This is a genomic window from Promicromonospora thailandica, assembly GCF_024171955.1.
Taxonomy (GTDB): Bacteria; Actinomycetota; Actinomycetes; order Actinomycetales; family Cellulomonadaceae; genus Promicromonospora; species Promicromonospora thailandica.
Genome location: NZ_JAMTCS010000006.1, coordinates 97,428 through 123,092, shown reverse-complemented (window position 1 = coordinate 123,092; position 25,665 = coordinate 97,428). Strand labels below are relative to the sequence as shown.

24 protein-coding genes are annotated in these 25,665 nt (G+C 74.5%); 8 read left to right on the top strand and 16 right to left on the bottom strand.

Annotation, left to right across the window (positions count from 1 at the left end):
* Positions 1–19: 19 nt before the first annotated feature.
* Positions 20–1,534, bottom strand: coding sequence for an IMP dehydrogenase (guaB, locus tag APR03_RS11030; RefSeq protein WP_253835633.1), 1,515 nt, complete (start codon positions 1,532–1,534; stop codon positions 20–22).
* A gap of 67 nt (positions 1,535–1,601) precedes the next feature.
* Complete coding sequence (locus APR03_RS11025) at positions 1,602–2,876, bottom strand: MerR family transcriptional regulator (RefSeq protein ID WP_253835632.1); 1,275 nt, start codon at positions 2,874–2,876, stop codon at positions 1,602–1,604.
* A 192-nt stretch (positions 2,877–3,068) separates the two neighbouring features.
* On the opposite strand from APR03_RS11025, the gene APR03_RS11020 reads away from it, so the two are divergent.
* Positions 3,069–3,356, top strand: a complete 288-nt coding sequence (locus tag APR03_RS11020; protein WP_020016179.1) for a WhiB family transcriptional regulator — start codon at positions 3,069–3,071, stop codon at positions 3,354–3,356.
* Positions 3,357–3,508: 152 nt separating this feature from the next.
* On the opposite strand, the gene groES is transcribed toward APR03_RS11020, so the two are convergent.
* Positions 3,509–3,805: a co-chaperone GroES gene (gene groES / locus APR03_RS11015; RefSeq protein WP_119139803.1), complete on the bottom strand. Its 297-nt coding sequence runs from the start codon at positions 3,803–3,805 to the stop codon at positions 3,509–3,511.
* A 332-nt stretch (positions 3,806–4,137) separates the two neighbouring features.
* On the opposite strand from groES, the gene APR03_RS11010 reads away from it, so the two are divergent.
* A complete protein-coding gene (locus tag APR03_RS11010; RefSeq protein ID WP_253835631.1) occupies positions 4,138–5,406 on the top strand; it encodes a class I SAM-dependent methyltransferase in 1,269 nt (422 codons plus the stop codon).
* Positions 5,403–6,584: a glutamate--cysteine ligase gene (locus tag APR03_RS11005; RefSeq protein WP_253835629.1), complete on the top strand. Its 1,182-nt coding sequence runs from the start codon at positions 5,403–5,405 to the stop codon at positions 6,582–6,584. The genes APR03_RS11010 and APR03_RS11005 overlap by 4 nt, the downstream gene beginning before the upstream one ends.
* 39 nt (positions 6,585–6,623) lie before the next feature.
* On the opposite strand, the gene APR03_RS11000 is transcribed toward APR03_RS11005, so the two are convergent.
* Positions 6,624–7,238 carry a malonic semialdehyde reductase gene (locus APR03_RS11000; RefSeq protein ID WP_253835627.1) on the bottom strand — a complete coding sequence of 205 codons (615 nt, stop codon included), beginning with the start codon at positions 7,236–7,238 and terminating at the stop codon, positions 6,624–6,626.
* A 111-nt stretch (positions 7,239–7,349) separates the two neighbouring features.
* Here APR03_RS11000 and tsaD point away from each other — a divergent pair, with 111 nt between their 5' ends.
* Positions 7,350–8,393 carry a tRNA (adenosine(37)-N6)-threonylcarbamoyltransferase complex transferase subunit TsaD gene (gene tsaD, locus APR03_RS10995; RefSeq protein WP_253835625.1) on the top strand — a complete coding sequence of 348 codons (1,044 nt, stop codon included), beginning with the start codon at positions 7,350–7,352 and terminating at the stop codon, positions 8,391–8,393.
* 60 nt (positions 8,394–8,453) lie between these two features.
* Here the strand turns inward: tsaD and APR03_RS10990 are convergent, their stop codons facing one another.
* Complete coding sequence (locus tag APR03_RS10990; protein WP_253835622.1) at positions 8,454–13,118, bottom strand: S8 family serine peptidase; 4,665 nt, start codon at positions 13,116–13,118, stop codon at positions 8,454–8,456.
* A 187-nt stretch (positions 13,119–13,305) separates the two neighbouring features.
* A complete protein-coding gene (locus APR03_RS10985) occupies positions 13,306–14,325 on the bottom strand; it encodes a helix-turn-helix domain-containing protein (protein ID WP_253835620.1) in 1,020 nt (339 codons plus the stop codon).
* 175 nt (positions 14,326–14,500) lie between these two features.
* Here APR03_RS10985 and APR03_RS10980 point away from each other — a divergent pair, with 175 nt between their 5' ends.
* On the top strand, positions 14,501–15,223 hold the full coding sequence (locus tag APR03_RS10980) for a hypothetical protein (protein WP_253835618.1): 723 nt from the start codon (positions 14,501–14,503) through the stop codon (positions 15,221–15,223).
* Positions 15,224–15,249: 26 nt separating this feature from the next.
* On the opposite strand, the gene APR03_RS10975 is transcribed toward APR03_RS10980, so the two are convergent.
* The 6 genes from APR03_RS10975 to APR03_RS10950 are packed head-to-tail and all read right to left on the bottom strand — an operon-like array spanning position 15,250 to position 20,214.
* Positions 15,250–16,122, bottom strand: a complete 873-nt coding sequence (locus tag APR03_RS10975) for a sulfurtransferase (protein ID WP_253835616.1) — start codon at positions 16,120–16,122, stop codon at positions 15,250–15,252.
* The gene (rimI, locus tag APR03_RS10970; RefSeq protein ID WP_253835614.1) at positions 16,119–16,646 is read right to left on the bottom strand and encodes a ribosomal protein S18-alanine N-acetyltransferase; all 528 of its coding nucleotides are present in this window, start codon (positions 16,644–16,646) and stop codon (positions 16,119–16,121) included. The genes APR03_RS10975 and rimI overlap by 4 nt, the downstream gene beginning before the upstream one ends.
* Complete coding sequence (tsaB, locus tag APR03_RS10965; RefSeq protein ID WP_253835612.1) at positions 16,643–17,386, bottom strand: tRNA (adenosine(37)-N6)-threonylcarbamoyltransferase complex dimerization subunit type 1 TsaB; 744 nt, start codon at positions 17,384–17,386, stop codon at positions 16,643–16,645. Before tsaB ends, rimI begins: the two co-directional genes overlap by 4 nt.
* Positions 17,387–17,424: 38 nt before the next feature.
* Complete coding sequence (gene tsaE / locus APR03_RS10960) at positions 17,425–17,979, bottom strand: tRNA (adenosine(37)-N6)-threonylcarbamoyltransferase complex ATPase subunit type 1 TsaE (RefSeq protein ID WP_253835609.1); 555 nt, start codon at positions 17,977–17,979, stop codon at positions 17,425–17,427.
* Positions 17,972–19,213, bottom strand: coding sequence for an alanine racemase (alr, locus tag APR03_RS10955; RefSeq protein ID WP_253835607.1), 1,242 nt, complete (start codon positions 19,211–19,213; stop codon positions 17,972–17,974). Before alr ends, tsaE begins: the two co-directional genes overlap by 8 nt.
* Positions 19,210–20,214 carry a pseudouridine synthase gene (locus APR03_RS10950; RefSeq protein WP_253835605.1) on the bottom strand — a complete coding sequence of 335 codons (1,005 nt, stop codon included), beginning with the start codon at positions 20,212–20,214 and terminating at the stop codon, positions 19,210–19,212. Before APR03_RS10950 ends, alr begins: the two co-directional genes overlap by 4 nt.
* Positions 20,215–20,281: 67 nt before the next feature.
* Here APR03_RS10950 and APR03_RS10945 point away from each other — a divergent pair, with 67 nt between their 5' ends.
* Positions 20,282–20,764 (top strand): glutathione peroxidase, encoded by a 483-nt coding sequence (locus tag APR03_RS10945; protein WP_253835603.1) that lies wholly within the window; start codon positions 20,282–20,284, stop codon positions 20,762–20,764.
* A gap of 55 nt (positions 20,765–20,819) precedes the next feature.
* Here the strand turns inward: APR03_RS10945 and APR03_RS10940 are convergent, their stop codons facing one another.
* Positions 20,820–21,122, bottom strand: coding sequence for a hypothetical protein (locus APR03_RS10940; protein ID WP_253835601.1), 303 nt, complete (start codon positions 21,120–21,122; stop codon positions 20,820–20,822).
* A 125-nt stretch (positions 21,123–21,247) separates the two neighbouring features.
* Between APR03_RS10940 and APR03_RS10935 the strand changes: the two genes are divergently transcribed.
* Positions 21,248–21,718, top strand: a complete 471-nt coding sequence (locus tag APR03_RS10935; protein ID WP_253835599.1) for a GNAT family N-acetyltransferase — start codon at positions 21,248–21,250, stop codon at positions 21,716–21,718.
* Here APR03_RS10935 and APR03_RS10930 read toward each other — a convergent pair.
* Genes APR03_RS10930 through APR03_RS10920 form a run of 3 tightly spaced genes read right to left on the bottom strand, consistent with a single transcriptional unit; the run spans position 21,715 to position 24,704 of the window.
* Positions 21,715–22,356, bottom strand: coding sequence for a response regulator transcription factor (locus APR03_RS10930; protein ID WP_253835597.1), 642 nt, complete (start codon positions 22,354–22,356; stop codon positions 21,715–21,717). The two genes, APR03_RS10935 and APR03_RS10930, sit on opposite strands and share 4 nt — an antisense overlap.
* Positions 22,349–23,581 (bottom strand): sensor histidine kinase, encoded by a 1,233-nt coding sequence (locus APR03_RS24840; protein WP_275977409.1) that lies wholly within the window; start codon positions 23,579–23,581, stop codon positions 22,349–22,351. The genes APR03_RS10930 and APR03_RS24840 overlap by 8 nt, the downstream gene beginning before the upstream one ends.
* A gap of 4 nt (positions 23,582–23,585) precedes the next feature.
* Positions 23,586–24,704: a hypothetical protein gene (locus APR03_RS10920; protein WP_253835595.1), complete on the bottom strand. Its 1,119-nt coding sequence runs from the start codon at positions 24,702–24,704 to the stop codon at positions 23,586–23,588.
* Positions 24,705–24,827: 123 nt separating this feature from the next.
* Between APR03_RS10920 and APR03_RS10915 the strand changes: the two genes are divergently transcribed.
* Complete coding sequence (locus APR03_RS10915; RefSeq protein WP_253835593.1) at positions 24,828–25,664, top strand: class I SAM-dependent methyltransferase; 837 nt, start codon at positions 24,828–24,830, stop codon at positions 25,662–25,664.
* Position 25,665: the final 1 nt, after the last annotated feature.

Sequence of the window (25,665 nt, the reverse complement as noted above, 5' to 3'; positions counted from 1 at the left end):
TCTCGCGGAGGGGCGGGGATCAGAAGCCGCTGTAGTTCGGGGCCTCGACCGTCATCTGCACGTCGTGCGGGTGGCTCTCCTTGAGCGAGGCCGACGTGATCCGGACGAAGCGGCCGTTGGCCTGCAGCTCCGGGACCGTCCGCGCGCCGGTGTAGAACATCGTCTGGTGCAGGCCGCCGATGAGCTGGTGCGCCACGGTGGCCAGCGGGCCCTTGTAGGCGACCTGGCCCTCGATGCCCTCGGGGACGATCTTGTCGTCGCTGGTGACCTCTGCCTGGAAGTACCGGTCCTTCGAGTACGACTTCTTGCCGCGCGACGACATGGCGCCCATCGAGCCCATGCCGCGGTAGGTCTTGAACTGCTTGCCGTTGACCAGCACGAGGTCGCCCGGGGTCTCCTCGCAGCCCGCGAACAGGGAGCCCAGCATCACGCTGTCGGCGCCGGCCACGAGCGCCTTGCCGATCTCGCCGGAGTGCTTGAGGCCGCCGTCGGCGATCACGGGGACGCCCGCCGGCTTGCACGCGAGCGACGCCTCGTAGACCGCGGTGATCTGCGGCACGCCCACGCCGGTGACGACGCGCGTGGTGCAGATCGAGCCCGGGCCCACGCCCACCTTCACGGCGTCGGCACCGGCGTCGACGAACGCCTGCGCGCCCTGGCGGGTGGCGACGTTGCCGCCGATCACCTGCACGTCCTTGGTGGCCGGGTCGGTCTTGAGGCGCTTGACCATGTCGATCAGCATGCGGACGTTGCCGTGCGCGGTGTCGGCCACGAGCACGTCCACGCCCGCCTCGATCAGGGCGGTGGCGCGCTGCCAGGCGTCGCCGAAGTAGCCGATCGCGGCGCCCACCATGAGGCGGCCCTGGCCGTCCTTGGACGAGTTCGGGAACTGCTCGGACTTGACGAAGTCCTTCACGGTGATGAGCCCGGTGATGCGGCCGTCCGGGTCGATCAGCGGGAGCCGCTCCAGCTTGTGCTTGCGCAGCAGCAGCGTGGCGTCGTCGCGCGAGATGCCCGCCGGGCCCGTGATCAGGGGCTGCGGCGTCATGACCTCGTCCACCTTGGTGGTGGCCCACTCCGCGACCGGCGTGAAGCGCAGGTCGCGGTTGGTGACCATGCCGATGAGCTTGTTGTCGGAGTCCACGACCGGGAACCCGGAGATCCGGAACTGGCCCGCGAGGGTGTCGAGCTCCTCGAGCGTGGCGTCCGGGCCGATGGTGACCGGGTTGGTGATGATGCCGGTCTGCGTGCGCTTCACGAGGTCGACCTGCGTGGCCTGGTCCTCGATCGAGAGGTTGCGGTGCAGCACGCCCAGGCCGCCCTGGCGCGCCATGGCGATCGCCATGGCCGACTCGGTGACCGTGTCCATCGCCGCTGAGATCAGCGGGATCTTGAGCGAGATCTCGCGCGTCAGGCGAGACGTCGTGTCGATGTCCGACGGCGCCAGGTCGGAGTAACCCGGCAGCAGCAGGACGTCGTCATAGGTGAGCCCGAGGAACCCGAACGGGTCGGCCGGCGCGGTCTGGTCCGTCATGCAGCAAGTCTACGACCGGCGCGGCGGGTGATCCCGGCAGGGTGGTGATGCCCACGCGAGGCGTGCGTCACCTCGCCTTGATGACCGCCAGCACCTCGTGCAGCAGGCCGGTGAACGAGCGCACGCGCTGCACCGTGGGGCCGAACGGCAGGTCCGTCGCGGCCGCGTCGGCCCGCAGGCCCACGAAGATCGGCAGCTCCGGGTAGCTCTCGTTCACGGCGTGGACGACGTCGAGGTCCGGCTTGTTCTGCGTGGTGGCCAGCACCACCGCCGTCGGGCGCACCATGGTGACCAGCTCGACCGACCGGTGCGTGCTGGCCGGGCCCGTGACGATGCGCGCCATCGAACCCTGCGCGGCCAGCGCCGCGGCGAGCGCGTGGGCCGACAGCGGGACCACCTCGTCGGGGGCCGCGAACACCAGGACGATCTTGCGCATGCGGCTGGGGTGGTTGGCCGGCGGGCCACCCGCCTCGACCATCGCCCGCTCGAACTCCTCGGTGTAGTGCCGCAGCGCGCGCAGGGCGGCCGTCGCGAGCACCACCTCGGGCATCTCACCGGGACCGGCGAGGACCGTGCGCTCGGACAGCCGTAGCCAGGCGGGCTCCACGAGCTCGGTCCACCAGGTGGCGGGGTCCCCGTCGGGCCCGAGCACCAGCAGGTTGTCGCAGGCCGTGCGGCTGTAGGCCAGGGCCGCGTCGACGAGGGCGGACACCCGGCCGGACGTCGGCGTCGCGCCCGCGGCCGGCCGCGGTCCGTGACCACCCGGAGCACCGGCGGGGGCGCTGCCCCCGGTCGCCCCGCCCGGCAGGGCGCGCAGGCGCGCCCGTCCGCGCGGCTCCTCGGCGGGTGGCACGGCGGCCGGCCCGGCGGCCACGGGGCCTGAGTCCTCGTCGGCGGCCTCGGCGTCCGAACCCGGCGCCTCGACGGTGCCCAGGAACTGCTCGGCGAACTCGTCGGACCCGTCCTCCGGCTCCTCCCCCTCGTCGCCCGGGTGCTCGTCCGCGCCCTGCCCCGGGACCTGAACCGTGGGCAGCGCCGGGGCCGTGCGCGCGGCGGTCTCGAGCTCTGCGTCACCGGCCTCGACGGCGGCCCGCGCGGCGTCGACGGGCGCGACACCCTCCAGGGTGAGCCGGCGCATGACCAGCAGCCGGGCGACGTCGTCCGGCGTGTAGCGACGGTGGGATCCGGCGGTGCGTCCCGACGGGCCGAGGCCGTACCGGCGGTCCCAGGTGCGCAGGGTCGCGGGAGCGACCCCGAGGCGCCTGGCCACAGCCGCGACGGCCAACCCGGGGCTGGACGTACGTGACCCGCCCGAGTTCTGGGCGGGTCGCGAAGGAGTCATGGGTTCGATTCTGCCGACCCGGACCTCTCCGCGCCACTGCGAAATCCGGCGTGCCGCCGATCTCGGCGGAATTCGGTTCACATCCGAACAAATCCGGTCAGCACTGACCGGCTTGCCTCCGGCGCGATCCGGCACACATCTGGAGCGAATTGCCCCTTGAACAACTTCTGCACAACTTGTAGGTTGTTCGCCATGACGGAGATCTCGAGGCTTCCCGGTCCGGTGATGGAGCTGTGGGAATGGCAGTACCAGGGGGCGTGCCGCGACGCGGACGACACCCTGTTCTTCCACCCCGAGGGCGAGCGGGGGTCGACGCGCCGCCGGCGCGCTGAGGCCGCCAAGGCGATCTGCCGCTCGTGCCCCGTGATGATGCAGTGCCGCGAGCAGTCGCTCCGCGTGCGCGAGCCGTACGGGGTGTGGGGCGGCCTGAGCGAGGACGAGCGGTCCGCCATCCTCGCCGGCAAGTCCGTCTCGGCCTGACGCGATTCGCCCGCTCGACGAACTTGTCCACCCTGGTCTCCGCCTGACCATCGGCAACGGCCGCACGCGCCCGTGACGGAGCGGCGCACGGCAGAGGGCCCCGCACCGAACGGTGCGGGGCCCTCTGCGCGAACCTGGGTCCGGGGGCTGGATCAGCCCACGACCACGGCGAGGACGTCACGGGCCGAGAGGACCAGGTAGTCCTCACCCGCGTACTTGACCTCGGTGCCGCCGTACTTGGAGTAGATCACCTTGTCACCGACGGCGACGTCCAGCGGCACACGGTTGCCGTTGTCGTCGATGCGGCCCTGGCCCACGGCCAGGACCTCGCCCTCCTGGGGCTTCTCCTTCGCGGTGTCCGGGATGACCAGGCCGGAAGCGGTCGTGGTCTCGGCTTCGAGAGCCTTGACGACGATCCGGTCCTCGAGCGGCTTGATGGGGACCGACACGTCGGACCTCCTCTTTCATGAGCGGATCGAGAGATCTGCTTCGGGATGGACTGAGTGGCTCGAACGTTCGACGGTCCGCCGTCGTCGCGGGTGCCGGCGGGCACGAACGTCTGGATCCTCCGTCGCGGGCCCGGCGACCGGGCGCCACAGCGGTGGACAACCCCAAATCTAGGTCGGCGCTAGCACTCGGTCAAGGCGAGTGCCAACGGCGTGAACCTGGTCACGCCGCAGCCGCTCCCGGGCCGCCCGATACCCCGGGATCTCACCATCTCCACGAAAAGGTCGTCCCCGCTTGCTCGCCACGACCAGGACAAACGTGGAAAGATCTTCCCATGGATGCGGCGATTCTGAGCAAACTCCTCAGCCCCGAGGGTTGGGCCCTGCTTGGCGCCCTGCCGCCGTACGACGAGCGTCAGGCGATGAAGACGGTCACGACACTGCGCGCCCAGGGCGTGGCCCCGGACCTCGCCGCTGCGGTCGTGACGCAGTCCCGGCTGCGGGCCCGCGCCCGGGCCAAGTTCGGCGACTTCGCGGACGGCATGCTGTTCACCTCCGACGGCCTGGAGCAGGCCACCCGGCTCCTGGTCGCCGCGCTGCACGCCCGACGCTACCTGGAGGCCGGCACCACCGCGCTCGCCGACCTGACCTCCGGCATCGGCGCCGACTCGCTCGCCTTCGCCGGCACCGGCCTGCGCGTGGTGGCGACCGACCTGGACGAGTGCACCGCCGCCATCGCGCGGTGGAACCTGCGCCACTTCCCCGAGGCCGACGTGCGGCACGCGGACGGGCTCTCGCTCGACCTGCGGGCCGAGGGGATCGACGGCGTCTTCGCCGACCCGGCGCGCCGCACCGCAGGCGGCTCGGGCGGCCGCAGCCGGCGGGTCTTCGACCCGCGCGCCTACGCACCCCCGCTCGACAGCGTCTGGGCGCTGCGCGGGACGGTGCCCGCCGTGGGCATCAAGGTCGGCCCCGGCATCGCGCACGAGGGCCTGCCGGACGACGCCGAGACCCAGTGGGTCTCCGTCGACGGCGACGTGGTCGAGGCCGGCCTCTGGTTCGGCCCCCTCGCACCCGACGGCCCCGGCCGGTCCGCCCTCGTGCTGCGCACGTTCACCGACGACGACGGCAAGGAGCACACGCTCAGCCGCACCGTGCGGGGCGACGACGACGCGCCCGACGTCGGCGCCGTCGGCCAGTACCTCTACGAGCCCGACGGCGCTGTCATCCGCGCCGGGCTGGTGGCCCAGGCGGCCGCCGAGCTGGGCGGGCGCCTCGTCGACCCGACCATCGCCTACGTGACCACCGACTCCCCCGCCGACCTGCCGCCGGCCCGCCCCGCCGAACCGGCCGGGGCTCCCGCCCCGATCGCGACCGGCTACCGGGTGCTCGACACCATGCCGTTCGGCCTCAAGCGGCTCAAGTCGTACCTGCGCGACCGCGGCGTCGGGCGCGTCACCATCAAGAAGCGGGGCACCGCCGTGGTGCCTGAACAACTTCGCAAGCAGCTCGTGCTCACCGGGACCGAGGAGGCGACGATCGTGCTCACACGTGTGGCAGGGACCCAACAGGTGCTCGTCGTCGAACCGCTGGGACGCGTATGAGCTCGCCGGCCCGGCTCGGCTTCGGCGCATCCCCGCGCTCCACCGTGGGCATCGAGTGGGAGATCGGGCTCGTCGAGTCCGGCAGCGCCGATCTCGCCCAGTCCGCCCCGCAGGTGCTGGAGGCACTCGCGCGGGACGACGCCGGACGCTCCGCGGACGCCGCCGGCGGCCCCGCCCCGCAGGTCACCGGCGAGTTCATGAAGAACACGATCGAGCTGGTCAGCGGGGTCTGCCGGACCGTCGGCCAGGCCGGGGCCGACCTGGAGCGCCTGCTGGGACGCGTGCGTGCGGTCACCGACCCCCTCGGCCTGGAGCTCATGGGCGGCGGCACGCACCCGTTCGCGCGCGGGGCCGACCAGCAGGTCGGCGACACGGAGCGCTACGCGCGGATCATGGACCGCACCGGGATCTGGGGCGCGCAGCTGATCATCTGGGGCCTGCACGTGCACGTCGGTGTCGAGCACCGGGACAAGGCGCTGCCGCTGATGCGGGCGATGCTCACCTACTTCCCGCACCTGCAGGCGCTCTCGGCGGGGTCCCCCTACTGGGCGGGCGAGCACACCGGGTACGCCTCGAACCGGTCGCTGCTGTTCCAGCAGATCCCGAGCTCGGGCCTGCCGGTCGCGTTCGAGACGTGGCAGGAGCTCGAGACCTACGCGGCCGACCTGCAGCACGTCGGCGCGGTCGAGGGGTTCAACGAGGTGCACTGGGACGTGCGGCCGTCGCCCGCCCTCGGCACGCTCGAGGTGCGCGTCTGCGACGGCCCCACCAACCTGACCGAGGCGCTCCGGCTGGCCGCCCTGGTGCACTGCCTGGTGGAGCACCTGTCCACCCTCCTGGACCAGGGCCGCGACCTGCCCGTGCTGCCGCCGTGGTTCGTGCAGGAGAACAAGTTCCGCTCGGCGCGGTACGGGCTCGACGCCACGGTGATCCTGGACGCCGAGGGCAACCAGGGGCCCGTCACGGACGCGATAGCGAAGCTCCTCGTCGAGCTGGAGCCCGTCGCGCAGCGGATCGGCTGCGCGACGGAGCTGGCCGGGATCCGGGACATCGTCCGCACCGGCGCCTCCTACCAGCGCCAGCAGGCGGTGGCTGCGGCGCACGACGGCGACCTGACCGCCGTCGTGCGCGCGATGCTGCGGGAGATGCGCGAGGGCCGCCCGCTGCCGTCCGCGTAGTGCGGTCGGAGCGGACGGCCCGTCGGAGGAGCCGGACGGTCAGACGATCCGGGCCGCGTCCTCGAAGCTCAGGCGAGGCGCGCGGGGGCGGGTCGTGTCCGCACCCTCGGCCACGCTGACGTTGATGACCAGGAAGCTCTTCCAGGCGGTGTCGCCGAGGAACTCGGCGTCGATCTCGCCGTAGTTGCCGTGCATCGGGCCGGCCGCGAGGCCGGCGGCGCGCAGGCCGACGATGAAGTAGCCGGCCTGGATCTGCGCGCTGGTGCGCGCGTCCTCGGCCCGCGCGCCGGCGTCGCCCGCGAACATGTCGCGCGCGCCGGGCATGTGCGGCACGAGGACGTCGAGCCGCTCGTGGAAGTCGGTGTCGTAGGCGAGCACGACGGTGACGGGCGCCTTGGCCACGCGCTCCTGGTTGCCCTCGGGCACGCGCTCCACGAGGCGCCGGCGGGCCTCGGGGTCGCGGACGACGAGCATCCGCAGCGGGCTGGTGTTCATCATCGTCGGACCCCACTTGACGAGGTCGTACACGGCGGCGAGCTGCTCGTCCGTCACCTCGGTGTCAGCGAAGGTCGTCACGGTGCGCGCCGTGCGGAACAGGCGGTCCGCCGTCGCGTCGTCGATGGCGAGGCCGGTGGCCTCAAGAGTCTCGGTCATGCGGACGACAACAACGGCGCCCCGGGCGATAGTTCCATGTTCAACTATGAGGCGCGCCACAGAGCGAGCCCCACACCATCCATCAGACGGCAACCAACTAGGCTGGGCCCCATGGCAGATCCCCTGGTCCTCGGCATCGAGACCTCCTGCGACGAGACCGGCGTGGCGCTGGTCCGTGGCGACGAGCTGCTGGTCGACGCCGTCGCCAGCTCGATGGAGGAGCACGCGCGCTACGGCGGCATCATCCCCGAGGTCGCCAGCCGGGCCCATCTCGAGGCCATGGTCCCCACCATCCAGAAGGCGCTCGGCGACGCCGACGTCGACCTGTCCGAGGTGGACGCCATCGCCGTGACCGCCGGACCCGGCCTGGTCGGGCCGCTGACCATCGGCGCCTCGGCCGCCAAGGCCCTCTCGATCGGCCTGAACAAGCCGCTGTACGGCGTGAACCACGTGATCGGGCACGCGTGCGTGGACCAGCTCGTCGACGGGCCGCTGCCCGAGCGGGCGATGGCCCTCGTGGTGAGCGGCGGCCACAGCTCGCTGCTCCTCGTCGACGACATCGCCACCGACGTCACCGAGCTGGGTTCCACGCTCGACGACGCGGCCGGCGAGGCGTTCGACAAGGTCGGCCGGCTGCTCGGCCTGCCGTACCCGGGCGGCCCGCACATCGACCGGCTCGCCCGCGAGGGGGACCCCACCGCCATCCGCTTCCCGCGCGGTCTCACCGCAGCGAAGGACCAGGCCAAGCACGCCTACGACTTCTCGTTCTCCGGCCTCAAGACGGCGGTGGCCCGCTGGGTCGAGGCCCGCACCGACGCGGGTCAGGAGATCCCGGTGAACGACGTCGCGGCGTCCTTCGCCGAGGCCGTCGCCGATGTGCTCACCGCCAAGACCATCGCGGCGTGCCACCGCCACGGCGTCGACACCCTCGTCATCGGCGGCGGGTTCTCGGCCAACAGCCAGCTGCGCGACATGGCCGCCAAGCGCTGCGCCGAGGCGGGCATCGACCTGCGTATCCCGCCCATCCGCTACTGCACCGACAACGGTGCGATGATCGCGGCGCTGGGTTCCGCCGTCGTGCGTGCCGGGGTGGCCCCGAGCACCCTCGACATCCCCGTCGACTCGTCGATGCCGCTCACGACGATCACCGTCTGAGCACCCGGATTCACCGGCCGGGGTGCGCGCCGGTGACGGCACGCACCCCGGCCGACACACTCAGCGCGCGGCCGCCGTCCTCCGCCGGTACCGGCTGAACAGGATCGCTCCGGTGCCCACGACCAGCAGCACGAGGGCCGCTCCGACCAGCAGCAGCACGTCGGCGCCCGTGGTCGCGAGCCCGTCGGGGCCCTGCGGGCCCGGTTCCCCGCCGTCCGCGGGACCGGCCTGGTCGCCCTTGCCGGGTCCGGGGATCTCGGAGGGCTGCGGGTCGGGCGTGGCACCGTTCCCGGGCCCCGAGGGTTCCGGGCTCGGCTCGGTCGACGGGTCCGGGCTGGGCTCGGTCGACGGTTCCGGGCTGGGCTCGGTCGACGGGTCCGGGCTCGGCTCGGTCGACGGGTCCGGGGTGGGCTCCGGCGTCGGGTCCGGCCCGCCCGGCTCCTCGGGCCGCAGCTCGTCCACGGTCACCGCGCTGGTCTCGATCCAGGCCATGCCCTGGTAGTGGATGACCGGCGTCTGCGCCTCGTACGTCGCGACCGCCCACGCCGGGGTGGCCTCGGGGACCGACAGCGCCCGCGTGACCACGGGACCCTGCTCCGTGACGACGTCCGTCGGGATGCCCTCGCTGTGGAACGGGTCCTGCGCGTACCGCTGCGCACCCTCACCCACGTCGAGGTGGAACCCGGGCGAGTACGCGGCGTGGCGGAAGCTCACCTCGTACGCGACGGGCCGCGCGGCGTCCTGCGGGTGTTCCGGGGCCGACAGGTGGACCCACAGGTCCTGCGCCACCTCGGGCGACCCGTCCGCGCACCGGCTGGGTCCGTCCGTGTTCTCGTACGTCCCGACCGCCTCGCCGTCCGCGAAGATCTCGATACGCGTGACGCCGGTGAGGTCGTACATCTCGGTGCCGGCCCCCTCCCGGGCGTAGGCCGCCGCCTCGATGCGGCCCCCGTCGCACAGGGTGTAGCGCACCAGGGGGTACAGGTCGGTCCCGGAGCGGTTGTCGACCGTCACGTCGAGACGGTCGGGATCACCGGACCGCGGTGCGAACGTCACCGCGCTGGGCTCGATCGCGTCGGGCGTGAACTCCGTGCTCACGCTCGGTCCGGCCGAGCCGTCCGAGAGCAGCACGGTCACGGTGCCGACGAGCGGCTCCGCCGCCGCTGGCACCCGTGCGGTCTGGTACGTCAGCACGGGGAGGCCGGGGACGCTGCCCAGCCGGTCCACCGTCTCGAGGTAGGTCTCGCCGCTGCGCGCGGACACGATCGTGGCGCGCACGGACCCCGAACCCGAGTAGGTGGCGTCGAGCTCGGCCCGGGGGGTGCCGTCCCAGGCCCCGACCGAGTACCCCCAGAGAGAGCTCACCGTCAGCGGCGACACCCGGAACGGCGCCGACACCTCGGTGCCCGCACCCCGGAGCGTGAGCGTGTGCTCCCCCTCGGCGAGGTCGCCGGGGAGGGCCACGTACCAGTCCAGCCGGCCCGACGCCGCGGACCGCCCGGACCGGACAGGCGTCGTGGAGCCGTCCACGACCACCTCGTGCACGGCACCGCCCGCCAGGCCCGACGCGGTCACCCGGACGTCCCCGCCCGCGCGCGCCCACTCCGGGCCCACGGTCAGCTCCGGCTCGGCCGGGTCCTGCGGCGCCGCCGCCCCCGCGTCGACGGTCACCAGCGTGCGCAGCCCGGTGTCCCCGAAGGTCACGGCGCCGAGGTAGGCGCCAGGTGCGAGGTCGTGCCAGGAGGCGGTCACCACCGCCCGCTCGCCCAGCGTGCCCTCGAGCGTCCCGGGGTCGGTGGTGAAGCCGCCCTCCCCTGCGCCCGTGCCGAGCACGTACGACGTGAACGTGTAGCCGAGCTCGGTCGGCTGCTCGGTCCCGCCGGAGTAGAAGTCGACCTCGACGAGGTACGCGCCGGGCTCCGGCAGCGTCACGTCGACCTGCTCGTCGGCCGATCCGGTGGCCGACTGCCCCACCCGCAGGAACCCGCCGGTGTCGCTCTCGCGGTACAGGAACAGGTCGAGGTCCGCGCTGTCGTCGGCCGCGTCGAGGGCGAACCGGGCGAACGCGGCGCCGTCCGGGACGTCGACCGCGTAGCGATGCGTGGACCCGCCCACCGTCCCGGTGCCGTCGACGGACTCGCCACGGGCGAGGCCGTCCGCGGTCAGCGGGATGTCCGCCGTCTCCCCCACGTTCGCCGCGATCTCGACGCTCCCCGTCGTGCCGGAACCATCCACCGCGGGCGGCACGTCGAGGGCCACCGGGCGTACGGCGAGGGCACTGCGCACGGCGGGCACCCCGTCGCCGGACCAGGTGAGGTACCCGGTCACCTGGTCGCCCAGGGCCGCGTCGCGCCGGGCGATCGTCAGGGTCACGTCCTGCTGCTCGCCCGCGGACCCGAACACGAGGGACGACGGCTCCACGGCGACGTCCACGCCGGCCAGCCCGGAGACCTCGGCCGTCCAGGTGCCGGCCTGCGCGGCGGTCACCGTCCGGGTCACGGACTGCGTGCCGGCCAGGCCGCCGATGCCGACCGACGGCAGGTTGAGGTCGGACGGGTCGACCGGGGTCACGCCCAGGTCGCCCGCTCCCGAACCCTGCACGTAGGCCTTCCAGTCGTCGAGCCCGGCGAGGTAGAGCAGGCCGGGACGCAGGTAGGACGCCGGGACCACCTGCCCGTTGCCCTGCGCCGCGGGGTCGGGTTGCGGCGCGCCGTCGGGACCCACGGTGTCGACGGCAGAGGTCATCAGGGCCGACTTCACCTCCGCGACCGAGGCCGTGGGTCGTTCCCCGAGGTACAGCGCTGCCAGGCCCGCGACGTGCGGCGACGCCATCGACGTGCCGGACATGAAGACGTGCGCTCCCGGCGCGCCCGCCGGGTTGGCGCCGGCGGCCAGCACGTTGACGCCGGGTGCGGCGACGTCGGGCTTGACGAGGTCGCCGCCGTCCACGGTGACGGGACCCCGCGACGAGAACCCGGCCACCTGGGGCACGGGGGTGGTCTCCTGACCGGTGGTGTTGCCGTCCTCCAGGGTCACCGTGGCGTCCCCGGTGGCCGCGTACTCGCTGAGCGCCGCGAGGGCCGAGCTGTCCACGTGGACCGTCGGCACGCTGTGGGCGTCCAGGTCGAGCGAGCTCGGCTCGGGGTTGACGAGCACCATGCCGATGCCGCCCGCCCGCGCGACCTCGGCCGACTTGGCGACGCGGTCGACCGTGCCGCGCCGGCACAGGACGACGGCTCCCGCGGTGCGCCGCGGGTCGAGCGTGCCCGGACCGCAGAGCTCCGGCTCGTCGGCACCGGCCAGGGCGACGTCGGCGGCGTCGACGAGAGGCCCGGTGACACCGCCCTCGGGGACGGTCACCGAGGCGCCGACGAACGCGTCGCCGCTGCCGGTCCGCACCGTGGCCTCGGACGACGGGTACGTGGTCGCGGCGACCGTCGTGATCCACGGGGCGAGGTTGTCGACCGTCGACTCGTCGGGTCCGGAGTTGCCCCCGGCCGCGGCGACGAAGACGCCGGCCGCCGACGCGGCGAGGAACGCCTGGTCGGTCAGCGAGAAGGTGCTGCCCGGCGCGCCGCCGATCGAGTAGTTGAGGACGTCGACGCCGTCGGCCACCGCGTCGTCGATCGCGGCGAGCAGGTCGGCCGTCGCGCAGCCGTCGTCGTCGGTGGACGCCGGGTCCGGGCCGGACCAGCACGCCTTGTAGACGGCGATCCGGGCGGCCGGTGCCACACCTGAGACGACGGCGGGGACGGGCGAGGTCACCTCGACCCCCGCGTTGCCCGCAGCGGTGCTCGCGGTGTGCGACCCGTGTCCGGCGCCGTCCCGCGGCGACAGGTACTCCGCCACGGACTCGTCACCGATGAAGTCGGCGCCGAAGCCGTCGACGTAGTACCGGGCGCCGATCACCTTGGTCGAGCACGCGTCGGCGTCGAACTGGGCTCCGGTGGTGCACCGCCCGGTGAACGTGCCGCCGTCGGACCGCTCGTACGTGACGGTGTCGCCGTCGAGGTAGGGCTCGTCCCCCGGGTCCGTGCCCAGCGGCTCGCCCGCGAACGACGGGTTCTCGGGCGCGATGCCGGTGTCGACGACGCCGACCACGGTGCCGGCGCCGGCCTCGTCGGGGCCGCCGACGGAGGCCCACACGCCGTCGTCCCCGGACAGGCCGAGGTAGTCGGTCGAGGTCGCCATGCCGGACGCGCCGGCGGCGCCCGCTGCCTCGTCCGCGACGTGCAGGATCTCGTTGGGCACGACGTCGGCCACCCGCGGGTCGGTCAGCAGCGCCGCGGCCTGCTCTCCCGTGAGCTCGGCCGCGAAGCCGTTGGTGGTCGTGGTGTACGACGCGAACGCCTCGACGCCCAGGTCGCGCGCCACGTCCTCCTGACGGCCCGTGAGGTAGCGGTCGTAGGCCTGCACGTCGGGGCTGCTCGCCCGCAGCCGGGCGCCCTCGGGCACCGCGGTCGCGCGCAGCCCGGCGATGCCGCCGTCGTAGGTCGCGGCGGCCGGGTCGCGCAGGACCACCACGTACCGTCCGTCGCCGAGGTCGGGGTCCTGGTCGCCTGCGGCCCCGGCGGCGGACGTGCCCACGGCGTCGTGGGGCGGCTCGGCGTCGTCGTCGAGGCCCGCGGCCGGCACCGCGGCGCCGCTCAGGACCAGCGCGGCGGGCAGCACGGCGGCCGCCAGACGGGTGAGGAGGTGCCGGGAGGGGGGTGGTGGTACGCGCACGCGGAGTCGTCCTTCGCAGGGGGGTGCGGACGGCGGTGCTCGCCGTCGCTCGACTCGTTGGTACAGATCGCGACACTGCGGGCGCAATGCCCCGGCGTGTCCGGTACCCGACGCTGGCAGGGATCGGCCACGCGCGAAACACTGTCGTCACCGCGGGGAAACCGGCCGCGGCGGACCGGCGGCCGGGCTAGATCCAGCCGCGCCGGGCCGCCTCCGCCCCGGCACGGAACCGGCTCGTGGCCCCGAGGGCGTCCATCAGGTCGCGCAGCCGGCGCCCGAGCGTCCGCACCGAGATCCCCAGCTCGCGGGCGATCACGTCGTCCTTGACCTCGGCCGTCAGCAGGGCGAGCAGCTCCCGCTCCTCGGCCGTGGGGGCACGGCCGTCGCGGGCGCGGCCGGTACCGGGCCGAGGTTCGTGCGCGACGTCGGACCGCCACTGCCGCAGCGGCTGCGCCCGCTCCCAGTAGCTCTCGAACATCAGGCACAGCGCCTCCACCAGGGGCGGCGACTCGGTCAGGAGCGCCTCGGGCGCCTCCTCCGACAGGTTGAGCGACACGAGCGCGAGGCGCCGGTCGATGATGGCGAGCTTGACCGGCACCGCCGCGGTCACGCGGGCACGCTCCCCCATCGCGACGTCCCGGCGCACCCGGTCCAGCCGGCCCGGCAGGTCGAACGACGCCGCGCCGTAGACCGAGCGCCACACCACGCCGCGCGAGATCGCGAGCTCTTCCAGCGCGTCGGTGGGGGTGACCACGTACGGTGGCCGGTCGAACCCGAGGAACTCCTGCTCGACCTCGTGCCCGAGCCGGCCGTACCAGTCCGCGATGTCGCTGTGCCCCGCCAGCAGCCGCGTCAGCGTCGGGGCGTCCGAACCCCGGCGGGCGTCCTCGAACACCGACGCGAGCTCCGGGATGTGCTCGCGCAGCCGGTTGAGGTCCATGGTGTGGCTGTCGGTGAGCGAGCGGAGCGCGCTGCGCGGATCGACGGACGCGAAGCAGGTGGTGCCGTCGACGGGCAGGATCAGCCCCAGGTCCTGGAGGCGCTCCAGCCAGGCCGCCGCCACCGGCTCGGCCACCTCCATCGCCGCGGCGAGCTGGGTGACGGTGACGGAACCGACGGACAGGACGTGCCGGTAGGCGAGCTCCTGCGTCGGGTCGAGGCCGAGGACGCCGAACAGGCCGGAGGTCGTGCTCAGCCGGCGTGCCATCGTTCGCTCCTGTCCGCGGCCACGTTCCCGTGCGCCCGCGGGCGTCGACTCTATCAATGTGCATACAGTTCTCGGAGCCGCCGAATCTGTTTTCACCCCACCCCGGCCCGCCCGGCCCCGGGCGAGACCTGGCATCCCGCAGCCGCGTGCCCCCGCAGGCTCTACGCTGCCTGTCGTGTCGGACAGAGCGCTGGAGAAGCTGGAACCGGTCCCCGTCATCGAGACCGCGCGGCGCCTGTGCGACCGCATCGGCGCGCGGTTCCCCGACCGGGGGATCCACCGGGTCGCCCAGGAGCTGGCCGCACTCACCGAGCAGGTGGCGGACACGTCCGCCGAGTCGCGCCGGCGCAGCCGCCTGGTCCGGGCCGGGTCGCACGGGCTGATCACCCTCGTGGTGCTCGTCGCGCTGGTCGCGTTCGGCTTCGCCGTCGACTCGGCCTTCACCGAGGCCCCGGACAACGGCCTGGACTGGCTCCCGCTCATCGAGAGCGCCGTGAACGACCTCGTGTTCGTCGCGATCGCCGTCGTGGTGCTGCACTCCATGCCCCAGCGCGTCCAGCGGTCCGACCTGCTCACCAAGCTGCACCGCCTGCGCTCCCTGGCGCACATCATCGACATGCACCAGCTCACCAAGGAACCTGAGAGCCTCCGGGACGCCTACGCGGGCAGCCTGGACGAGCACGACGTCGACCTCACGCCCGAGCAGATCGAGTACTACCTGGAGTACTGCACCGAGCTGCTGTCCATCGTGGGCAAGGCGGCCGCGCTGTGCGCCGAGGAGTCGCAGGACGACATCGTGCTGAACACGGTGTCCACCATCGAGACGCTCACCATGAGCATGTCCCGCAAGGTGTGGCAGAAGATCTCCGTGCTCAACGACGAGCGCACCGAGCCCTGACCGGCTCGGGGCCGGCCGGGCGCCCGTCAGGCGCCCGTCGCGACCTCGCGGACCGGGTCGTTCGACCACTGCGACCAGGATCCCGGGTACAGCGCGGCGGGCACGCCGGCGACCGCGAGCGCAGCCACCTCGTGCGACGCGGTCACGCCCGAGCCGCAGTACACGCCGACGGACGCGCCGCCCTCGTCGCCGCCGCTGACCCCGAGGTCCGCGAAGCGGCGCCGCAGGTCGGCCGTCGAGAGGAACCGCCCGTCCGGGCGCAGGTTCTCGGTGGTGGGCGCGCTGACCGCGCCGGGCACGTGCCCGGCCTGCGGGTCGACGGGCTCCACCTCGCCGCGGTACCGCTCGCCGGCGCGCGCGTCCAGCAGCACGCCCTCGCCGTCGGCCAGGGCGGCCGCCTCGTCGGCGTCCAGCACGGGCATCCCACCGGGGCGCACGACGACGTCGCCCGGCTCCGGCGTCACGTCGCCCGGCTCGAGGGCGAGCCCCTGCGCGGTCCATGCGGCGAGCCCGCCGTCGAGGATCCGCACGTCGGCGACGCCGAAGTAGCGCAGCAGCCACCAGGCGCGCGCCGCGGACGTGCCGCCGACGGAGTCGTAGACGACGACACGCGAGCCCGCCGACACACCCCAGCGCCGCGCGGACTCCTGGAACGCGGCCGACGACGGCAGCGGGTGCCGGCCCTGCGCGGGTGACGCGTGTGCGGCGAGCTCGGTCTCGAGGTCGACGTAGACCGCGCCGGGGAGGTGCCCCGCGCGGTACCGGTCGTGGCCGTCGGTCATGCCGAGCGCCCAGCGCACGTCGAGCACGACGGGGCGCCCCTCGGCGGGGTCCGCACCGGCGCCGACCTGCAGGTCGGCGGCCAGCGCCGCGACGTCGACCAGAACTCGTTCCCTCACGCCGCGTCCCCTGCCCGGTCGTCCGGTCCGTCCGCCGTCGTGTCCGGGGCGGCCGAGAGGTCCAGGCGCATCGTGTAGGCGTCCTTGTCCTCCGGCTGGTAGTAGCGCTTGCGCACGCCGAGGACCTCGAACCCGAAGTCGCGGTACATCTCGATGGCGGGCTGGTTGTCCACGCGCACCTCGAGCAGCACCGCACCCGCCTTGAGCGTGCGGGACCGCTCGATCAGGGCGGTCATGAGCTGCCGGCCCACGCCGTGCCGCTGGACCGCCGGGTCCACGCCGATGGTCATGATCTGCGTGACGTCGCCGTCGAACCAGAGCCCGGCGTAGCCGACCACGGGCTGGTCGCCCGCACGGTCGAGCCGCTCGGGCTCCGCCACGACGTACCAGCGGCCGAGGCCGGCGAGCTCGTCGGCGAGCATGCCGTAGGTCCAGGCGCCCGCTCCGAAGATCTGCCGCTCGAGCTCCAGCACCCGGTCGAAGTCGGCGCTGCGCAGGGGGCGCAGGCGCACCTCGGTGATCACGCTGCGCCTCCCGCCGCGGGCGGCACCGGGGTCGCGCGAGCCGGCTCGTGCACGTCGGGGCGGCGCAGGTAGAGCGGTTCGGACGGCTGGTCCTCGCCCGCGGCCCGGCGCACGAGCGCCAGCCGGGCCAGGACGGTCGCGTCGGGGACCACGGGGGCGTCGTCCGCCGCGGAGAGGAACTCGGGGTAGAGCATGGCCCCCTCGCCGACGACGACGGGCTGCTCCCCCGTCTCGGTGCCGGCCCCGGAGAGCTGGGCCTGGGCGACGAAGCCCGCACGGTCGACGCCGGGGCCCGCGAGCCGCTCCACGACCGGGACGCCGTGCGGGCCCTCGTGCGCGACCACGCGGTACCGGGCCCAGTAGACCTCCTTGCGGCGTGCGTCCGAGGTCGCGAGGACCTCCGTGCCGGGCCGCAGGCCCAGGTCGCTGACCGCCTGCGCGGCGAGCGCGTCCAGGCTGGGCACGCCCAGCACCGGGATGCCCAGCGACAGCGCGAGCGTCCGGGCGGTCACGAGCCCGACCCGCAGGCCCGTGTAGGGCGCGGGCCCGGTGCCCGCGACGACCGCCGTCAGGTCGGTCCGCTCGGTCCCCGCCTCGGCGAGGACCTCGGTGATCAGGGGCGCGAGCGACTCGGCGTGCCGGCGGCGCTCGTCCGACGAACGGGACGCGAGGCGCGCGCCGTCCTCGTCGACGAGCGACACGGCGACGGCTGCTGAGGTGTCGAGAGCGAGTACGGCCACGTCACCAGGGTATTACGGCGCCGGGTCGACCCGGCCCGTCACGCACCGAGCGTGCGCAGGTCCACACCGGCCCAGCGGGGGCCGACCGCGCGCAGCGTCGCGGTCCGCGTCCCTGCCTCGGGGTCGTCCGCCGGGTCGTCGCCGTCGACGGCGCCCCCGCGGGGACGCTCCAGGTCGATCTCCAGGCGGTCCTCCGCCAGCGCCTCGGCCAGGCCCCGGCCCCACTCGACGACGGTCACGGAGTCCGCGAGCGACGAGTCGAGGTCGAGCGCGTCGAGCTCGCCGAGTCCGCCCAGCCGGTAGGCGTCCACGTGCACGAGGCCTGGGCCGCGGGTGCCGTCGGCGTGCGGCAGGGGCGGGTGCTCGCGCGCCACGATGAACGTGGGCGAGGCCACCTGGCCGCGCACGTTCAGCGCCGCGCCGATGCCCTGGGTCAGGGTGGTCTTGCCGGCGCCGAGGTCGCCCGTGAGGATCACGAGGTCTCCGGCGCGCAGCAGCCCTGCGATCGCGGTGCCGAGCGCGCGGGTGGCGTCGGCGTCCGGCAACCGGAGCGTGATGTCGGTGCTCGTGGTGGTGCTGACCGGTTCAGTCACCGGTGGTCTCCCTTCCTGCCGTGCCCGCGTAGACGCGGGGCACGCGCGCCCCGAGGCGCGTCACGATCTCGTAGCTGATGGTCCCCGCGGCCTGCGCCCAGTCCTCGGCGTTGGGCGCCCCGGCCCGGGTGAGCCCGTCCGAGGCCCCGAACAGGGTGACCACGTCACCGGCCTGCTCCGGAGCGTACGGGCCCAGGTCGAGCACGATCTGGTCCATGCACACGCGCCCGGCGATGCGCAGCACGCGGGCGGTGCCGAGCCCGGCGTCGGGTGCGGCGACGTCGCCCACGCCGCCGCCGACGAGGACCGGCCCGCCCGGGCCGAGCGTGCCGCCGGAGGCGTGCCGGGGGATCCCGTCGCCGTAGCCGAGCGGGATCACACCGAGCACGGTCTCCTGCGCGGTCGTGTAGAAGTGGCCGTACGAGACGCCGTGGCCCGCCGGCACCCGCTTCACGGTGGCGAGGCGGGCCTCCAGCGTCATGGCCGGGCGCAGGCCGTAGTCCCCCGGGGCGCCGAGCTGCGGCACGGGCGAGAGCCCGTAGACGGCGATGCCGGGGCGCACCAGGTCGTGGTGCGTCGCGGGGTTGGTCAGGGTGGCCGCGGAGTTGGCGATGTGCCGCACCTCCACCGGCAGGCCGGCGGCCTCGACGGCGCGGATCGCCTCGTCGAAGGCGTGCGACTGCATCTTGACGGACGGGTCGTCCGGCTCGTCCGCGAGCGCGAAGTGGGACATGACGCCGACGACGCTGACCGAGCCCTCGGCCTGCAGCGCGGCCGCCCGGTCGAGCACGCCGGGCAGGTCGCCGGGCATGATGCCGTTGCGGCCCAGGCCGGTGTCCACCTTGAGGTGCACGCGCGCGCCGCGGCCCGCGGCGCGGGCGCCGTCGGCCACCTCGTCGAGGGCCCAGGCGGCGGCGACGGCGATGTCGACGTCCGCGCGGACCAGGTCCTCGAAGGGCGCGCCGGGTGCGTAGAGCCAGGTCAGCACCCGTGGTCCGGGTCCGACGGCGGCGCGTGCCGCGAGCGCCTCCCGGGTCTGCGCGGCGCCCAGCCAGGTCGCGCCGCCCGCGAGGGCCGCCCGGGCGGCGGGCGCGAGCCCGTGCCCGTACGCGTCGGCCTTGACGACGGCCATGACCTGCGCGGTCGGCGCGATCGTCCGCAGGGCGCGCACGTTGTCGCGGATCGCGTCGAGGTCGACGACCGCGCGGGCGGGGTAGACGGGGGTGGTGCTCATCCGTTCGATTCTCGCACCAGACCCGCCCACTCGGAGAGCGTGCGGCGGGACTCGAAGCGCCGGGGCCGTCCGGACAGCGGGTCGGTGAGCTCGAGGGAGCGGGCCAGGAGCTGCAGGGGCCGGTCGTGGTCGTCGGGGTCGGTGGCGCGCAGCTCGGGCCAGAACGGGTCGTGCAGGATCGGCAGCCCCAGGGACGCCATGTGCAGCCGGAGCTGGTGGGTCTTCCCGGTGCGGGGTTCGAGGCGGTACAGGCCCAGGCCGCGGGCCTGGTCGGCGGCGGCGAGGGTGACCACCGACTCGGCGTTGGGCTGGCCGGGCTCCTCCTCGGCGCGGGTCACTCCGCGGTGCTTGACGATGCGGCTGCGCACGGTCAGCGGTTCGCCCGGGGCGACCGGGACGCCGTCGGGCAGCGAGCCGCCTGCCGAGACGAGGGGGGCGACCGCCTCGTAGACCTTGCGGACCTGCCGGCGGGCGAACGCCTCCTGGTAGGCGCCGCGCACCTCGCGGCGCACGGTGAGCACGAGCACGCCCGCCGTGCCGCGGTCGAGGCGGTGGGCCGGGGAGAGCTCGGGCAGGTCGAGGGCGGTGCGCAGGCGCACCAGGACGGTCTCGCGGACCCAGCGGCCGCGCGGCGTCGTGGCGAGGAAGTGCGGCTTGTCCACGACCAGCAGGTCGTCGTCGCGGTGCAGCACCTCGGGCTCGAACGGGATCCGCTCCTCGTGGGCGGGCGGGTCCCGGTAGAGGTAGAGGAAGCCGCGCGGCTCGTACGGGGTGGTGGGGCCGACGGGCTCCCCGTGGCCGGTGACGACCTCGCCCTGGGCGAGCTTCTCGCGCAGGCGCACCTCGTCGGCGGCGAACCGGTGCAGGAGGTAGTCGAGCGCGAACGGGAACCGGGCGACGGTGCCCGGGTCGTGCGGCAGCACGATCCGCGTGGGGTTGAGGCCGTCGCGCACCGGGAGCGGGGGCCGGTGGGGGGCGGGGCCGCGACGGGAGACGGTCACCGGGCCACGGTAACCCGCGCGGTGGCACAGGGTTCCGCAGGCCTGTCGTCGGGTGGAGGATGGGCGGGTGACCCTCTACGACATCCCGTTCAAGACCATGGACGGCACCGAGATCTCACTGGCCGAGCACAAGGACGACGTCGTGCTCGTGGTCAACGTGGCCTCGCGGTGCGGTCTGGCACCGCAGTACGCGACCCTGGAGGAGCTGCAGAAGAAGTACCAGGACCGCGGGTTCACGGTGCTGGGCTTCCCGAGCAACCAGTTCCTGCAGGAGCTGAGCTCGAACGAGAAGATCGCCGAGTTCTGCTCCATGACGTACGGCGTCACGTTCCCGGTGCTCGACCGGATCCGCCTCAACGGCCGGCACACGCACCCGCTGTACGCCGAGCTCAAGAAGACGGCGGACGACACGGGGCACTCGGGCAAGATCCGCTGGAACTTCGAGAAGTTCCTCGTGCTGCCGGGCGGCGAGGTGCGGCGGTACGCGCCCAAGACCCTGCCGGACGACCCGGCGATCATCGGCGAGATCGAGACGCACCTGCCGCGCTGACACGGCACGTACCCGGCACCCCGAGACCGGGCGCGGCTGAGCGCGGGCGCCGCGCTCAGCCGTCACCCGCCGCCACCGTGAGCCGCATGGTGACCGGGGCGACGTCGGACGCCTCGCCGAGCCACCCCGTCCACACCCGGGTCAGGCCCAGCTCCCGGCCCGGCTGAGGGTCCTGCTCGACCAGCCGGTGCCGCCGAACCAGCTCCGCGGCCGTGAGCTCCGAGATGGTCAGGACGTCGATGACCAGCACGTCGACCCGGTCGAGGCCGAACGCGAGCCAGTCCTGGCTCACCCGCAGGGAGAGCGTGTCGAGTGCCGACAGGCGGGACATCACCGCGCCGAATGCTGTATCCGTCATGCACCCTTGACGCACGAACCGCGCCGAGGTCACAGCACTTCGCGAGAATGTTGCACATCACTTCGCATGGACCGTGCGGGCGGCCGTGCCGTGCCGTGCCGTGGGCCTGCCCGTAGGCTGAGAGCATGGACCCCGACCGGTTCCGGCAGGCCACTCCCGAGGACGCCCCCGCGCTCCTCGACGTCGAGCGTGCCGCCGGGATCGCGGCGCTCGGCCACATCTTCCCGCCCGGTCTGTACCCGTTCCCGGCGGACGAGGTCCTGGCCAAGTGGCAGACGGCGCTCGCCGAGCCGGACGTCCGGGTGCTGGTCCTGGACGACGACGACACCGGGCGGCTGGCCTGCTTCGTGGCCCACGACCGGCGGCTGCTGCGGCACCTGGCCGTGCACCCGTCCCGCTGGGGCTCCGGCCTGGCCCGCGCCGCGATGGACGCGGCGGTCGCCGGGATGGAGGACCCCCGGCTGTGGTGCCTCGCCGACAACGACCAGGCCATCGGCTTCTACGAGCACCTCGGATGGCAGCGCACGGGCCGCAGGCAGGCGGCGGAGTACCCGCCGTTCCCCGACGAGGTCGAGATGGTCCTGCCCCGCGGCTAGAGCTCGACCAGACCCGCCCGGTACCCGAGCACCACGGCCTGGGTACGGTCCCGGGCCCCGAGCTTGGCGAGCACGGACGCCACGTGCGTGCGCACCGTCTCGACCCCGACCACGAGCTCGGCCGCGATCTCCGCGTTCGTCATCCCCTCGGCCACCAGGCCCAGCACCTCCCGTTCGCGCGGGGTCAGCGCGGGCGCGCCGGCCGCGGCCCGCGGCCGCGTCCGGACCAGCTCGCGCAGCGCCTGCGGGTACAACAGGCTCTGCCCGACGGCGACCGTGCGCACCGCCTGCACCATCTCGTCGGCGCCGGCGCGCTTGAGCAGGAACCCCGACGCCCCCGCGGTCAGCGCGTCGAGCACGTAGCCGTCGTGCTCGAACGTGGTGACCACCAGCACGCGCGGCGGGTCGGGCAAGCGCAGCACGAGCTCCGTGGCCCGCAGCCCGTCCACGCCCGGCATGCGCACGTCCATGCAGACGACGTCGGGCCGCAGGGCGCGGGTCAGCTCCACCGCCCGCGCACCGTCCCCGGCCTCACCGACCACCTCCAGGTCGGGCTCGGCGTCCAGGATGAGGCGCAGGCCGCTGCGGACGAGGGGTTCGTCGTCGGCGACGAGCACCCGGACCGGCGCGTCAGGCATCGGGGTCCTTTCTCACGGGGGCCGGTCTCACGGGCGCGGGGGCAGGCAGCGTGGCCCGCAGCACCCAGCGGTCGCCGTCGGGACCTGCGGTGACCGTACCGCCGAAGAGCGCGACCCGTTCGCGGACGCCGGCCAGGCCCCGTCCGCCGGACGGACGGCCGCCGCCGCGCGCCGCGAGCGGGTTCGCCACCTCGACCCGCACCTGGTCGCCGTGCCGGTCCACCTCGAGCGTGACGGGACCCGGCCCGCCGTGCCGGTGGGCGTTGGTGAGCGCCTCGGTGACGATCCGCCGCACGGTCCGGCCAAGCAGGGCCGGCAGCCCGGGCGGCAGGTCGACGCGGTCGCGCACGTCGAGCCCGGCCCGCCGGTGCGCCTCCACGACGTCGCCCAGGGCGGGGCCGAGGCGCATCGGCGCGTCGTCGGCGGCGTCGTCCCGCAGCACCGCCAGGAGCTGGTCGAGCTCGGCGAGCGCCGTCCGGGCGGTGTCCTCGATCGCGGCCAGGGCGCCGGCCGCCGCGTCGGGGTCGGCCGCCACGACGCGCCGTCCGGCGGCCGCCTGCACGCTGACGACGGTGAGCGCATGCCCGATGCCGTCGTGCAGCTCGCGGGCCAGGCGCGTGTGCTCCGCCTCGCGGCGCGCGCGGGCCAGGGCGGTCTCCATCCGGTCGTGCGCCGTGGGGCCGAGCACCCGCCGGGCGAGCGTTCGGGCCGCCACGCCGAGGGGCCACGTGGCACCCGCGGCGAGGAGGCCGCCCGCGACGCACAGGGCGAGCCGCGCGACGACCTCGCCCGCACCCGACGGCAGCGGCAGCCCGGAGCCCAGGGACCGGCCGGCGACGGCCTCCAGGCCGATCAGCACGGCGGCCGGCACCAGGCCGAACAGGCCGAACGCCACCACGAGGCCGGTGACCAGGTGCAGCACCACCCAGGCGGCGGTCCGGGCCCGGTGCGCGAGGCGGGGCTCGTCCGGCGCCACGAGCTCCGCGTCCACGTCCAGCAGGGCACGCGCCGCCGTGACCTCCAGCTCCCGCGCGCCCGGTACCAGGCCGAGCGCGACGGCCGCCGCCACGGCGACGGCCGCCACCACCCACTCCGGGACCCCGCCGGTCGCCGTGCTCAGCAGGCCGTGGACGAGCAGCACCAGAGCCAGCCCGATCGCCGCGCCCAGCATGTGCCAGGCGAACCTCCGGGCGAGGGCTCGCACCAGCCGCCGCGTCGTCGCCATGACGTCATCCTCTCCGCTCGCCGGGGGCGCCCGCCAGGGCGGGGTCCTGCGTCCGACCCACGGCCCGCTCGGCCCGCACGCGGTGCGCCACGTACCCCCAGACGGCGAGCGCCAGGGCCGGACCCCAGTACCAGCAGGGGAACACCAGGGCGCCGACCACCGCCTGGGTGGGCGTCTGGCTGCCGAACAGCACGAGCATGGGCACGATCGAGAAGATCAGGGTCACGGCGATCAGGCCGCCGGGCACGGCAGCCGCCGCGACCGGCACGCGGCGGCCGGCCAGGCCCGGCATCCACCGCGGGAAAACCTCGCCCCAGGGCCGGATCAGGCCGAGCGTGAGGATCGCGCCGAGCCAGGCACCGCTGGACAGGGTCAGTCCCCAGATGCGGGTCGACAGGTCCAGGTCGAAGCCGAGCTGGGGCCACGGCGTGAACCAGGTGAGGCGGACCAGCGCGTACGGGAGCGGCCCGGTGGCGGCCACGACCGTGAGGGCGGTGCGGTGCCGCAGCACCCAGCCGGTGGCACGTGCGGCGGCGGACGTCCCGGCGAGCGCCTGCACCCCGACGGCCGCCCACAGGGTGCCGGTCACCAGCACGAGGAGCGAGAGGAGCAGGCCGGCGCGGTGCTCGGCGAGCCCGGCGCCGAGCATCCGGACGATCCCGGCGAGGGCGTCCCGGGCCACGAACCCGCCCACGAGCAGCAGGGCCAGGCCCGGGACGCCGATGGTCCAGCGCGCCACGCGGTAGCGGCGTACCACCTGCACGAGCAGCACCACCACGGCGGCGGGCATCGCCATGGCGACCAGGTAGCCCATGGTGGACAGCGGCCCGGTGCCCTGCAGCACGAGGCCGAGCACGACGAGCTGGAGCACGGCCGTCGCCGCGCGGCCCCGCGCGCCGAGCGCCCCCGCGAGGGCGGCGATACCGGCGGCGACACCGGTCAGCGTGGTCACGACGTGCACCACGGTGGCGACGTCGGGACCGGCCAGCTGGGCGAGGAGCGCGGCCCCCGTGACGGCATAGGCGTTGGGCCCGAGCCCGAGCAGCCAGGCCAGGCCGAGCAGCGCGGTGGCGCCGCTCGCGACGGTGGCGCCGACGAGCGTGGCGCGGGTGAGGTGTGACATGACGATCCCTCTCGGTCGGTCGTGCGGTGTGCCTCCACACTTCCGCCGGCCGCCCGCGCGCCCCTCCCCCGGCCGGGGGATATCGGCTGGCACCCGGGGGATCCCGGTGGTTAGCGTCGCCGCATGACGATCGACGCCACCGGGTTCGAGGCTGCCGGGTTCGACGCTGCCGGGTTCGAGGCTGCCGGGTTCGAGGAACAGCTCGCCGAGGGCGCGGCCGTACCCACCGACGGCTGGGACTTCTCGTGGTTCGCGGGCCGGGCCACCGAGGAGCGCCCCGGCTGGGGCTACGTGGGCCTGTGCGGCGAGCGGCTCGGCCGGGCAGGAGCGGCGCTCGACGTCGACACCGGCGGCGGCGAGGTCTTCGCGGAGGCGCTGGGGCGCGCCGGGCGGGTGCCCGCCGTCGTGCGGGCCACCGAGGGCTGGGCGCCCAACCACCGGCTGGCCGCCGCGGCGCTCGCGCCGTTCGGCGGCGAGGTGGCCCTGGTCGACACCGCCGGTCCGCGCCTCCCGTTCGACGACGGCACGTTCGACCTGGTCACGAGCCGCCACCCGGTCTCGTTCCCCTACCGCGAGGCGGCCCGGGTGCTGGCCCCGGGCGGCACGCTCCTGGTGCAGGAGGTGGGCGCCGGCTCCAACCGCGCTCTGTACGAGTTCCTCATGGGGCCGCAGGAGAACCACGACGCCGGCTACGTCGACGCCCTCCGCGCGCGGGTGACCGGGGCCGGCCTGGACGTGGTGCGGGTCGAGGACGCGCTGACCCGGGTGGAGTTCTTCGCCCTGGCCGCCGTCGTGCACTTCCTGCGCAAGGTCCTGTGGACGGTGCCGGACTTCTCGGTGGACCGCTACCGGGAGCGCCTCCGCGCGCTCCACGACCACATCGAGGAGCACGGCTCCTTCGTGTGCCACAGCCGCCGCACGCTGCTGGAGGCCCGCGCAGCCGGATCCGGCGGGGCGTGAG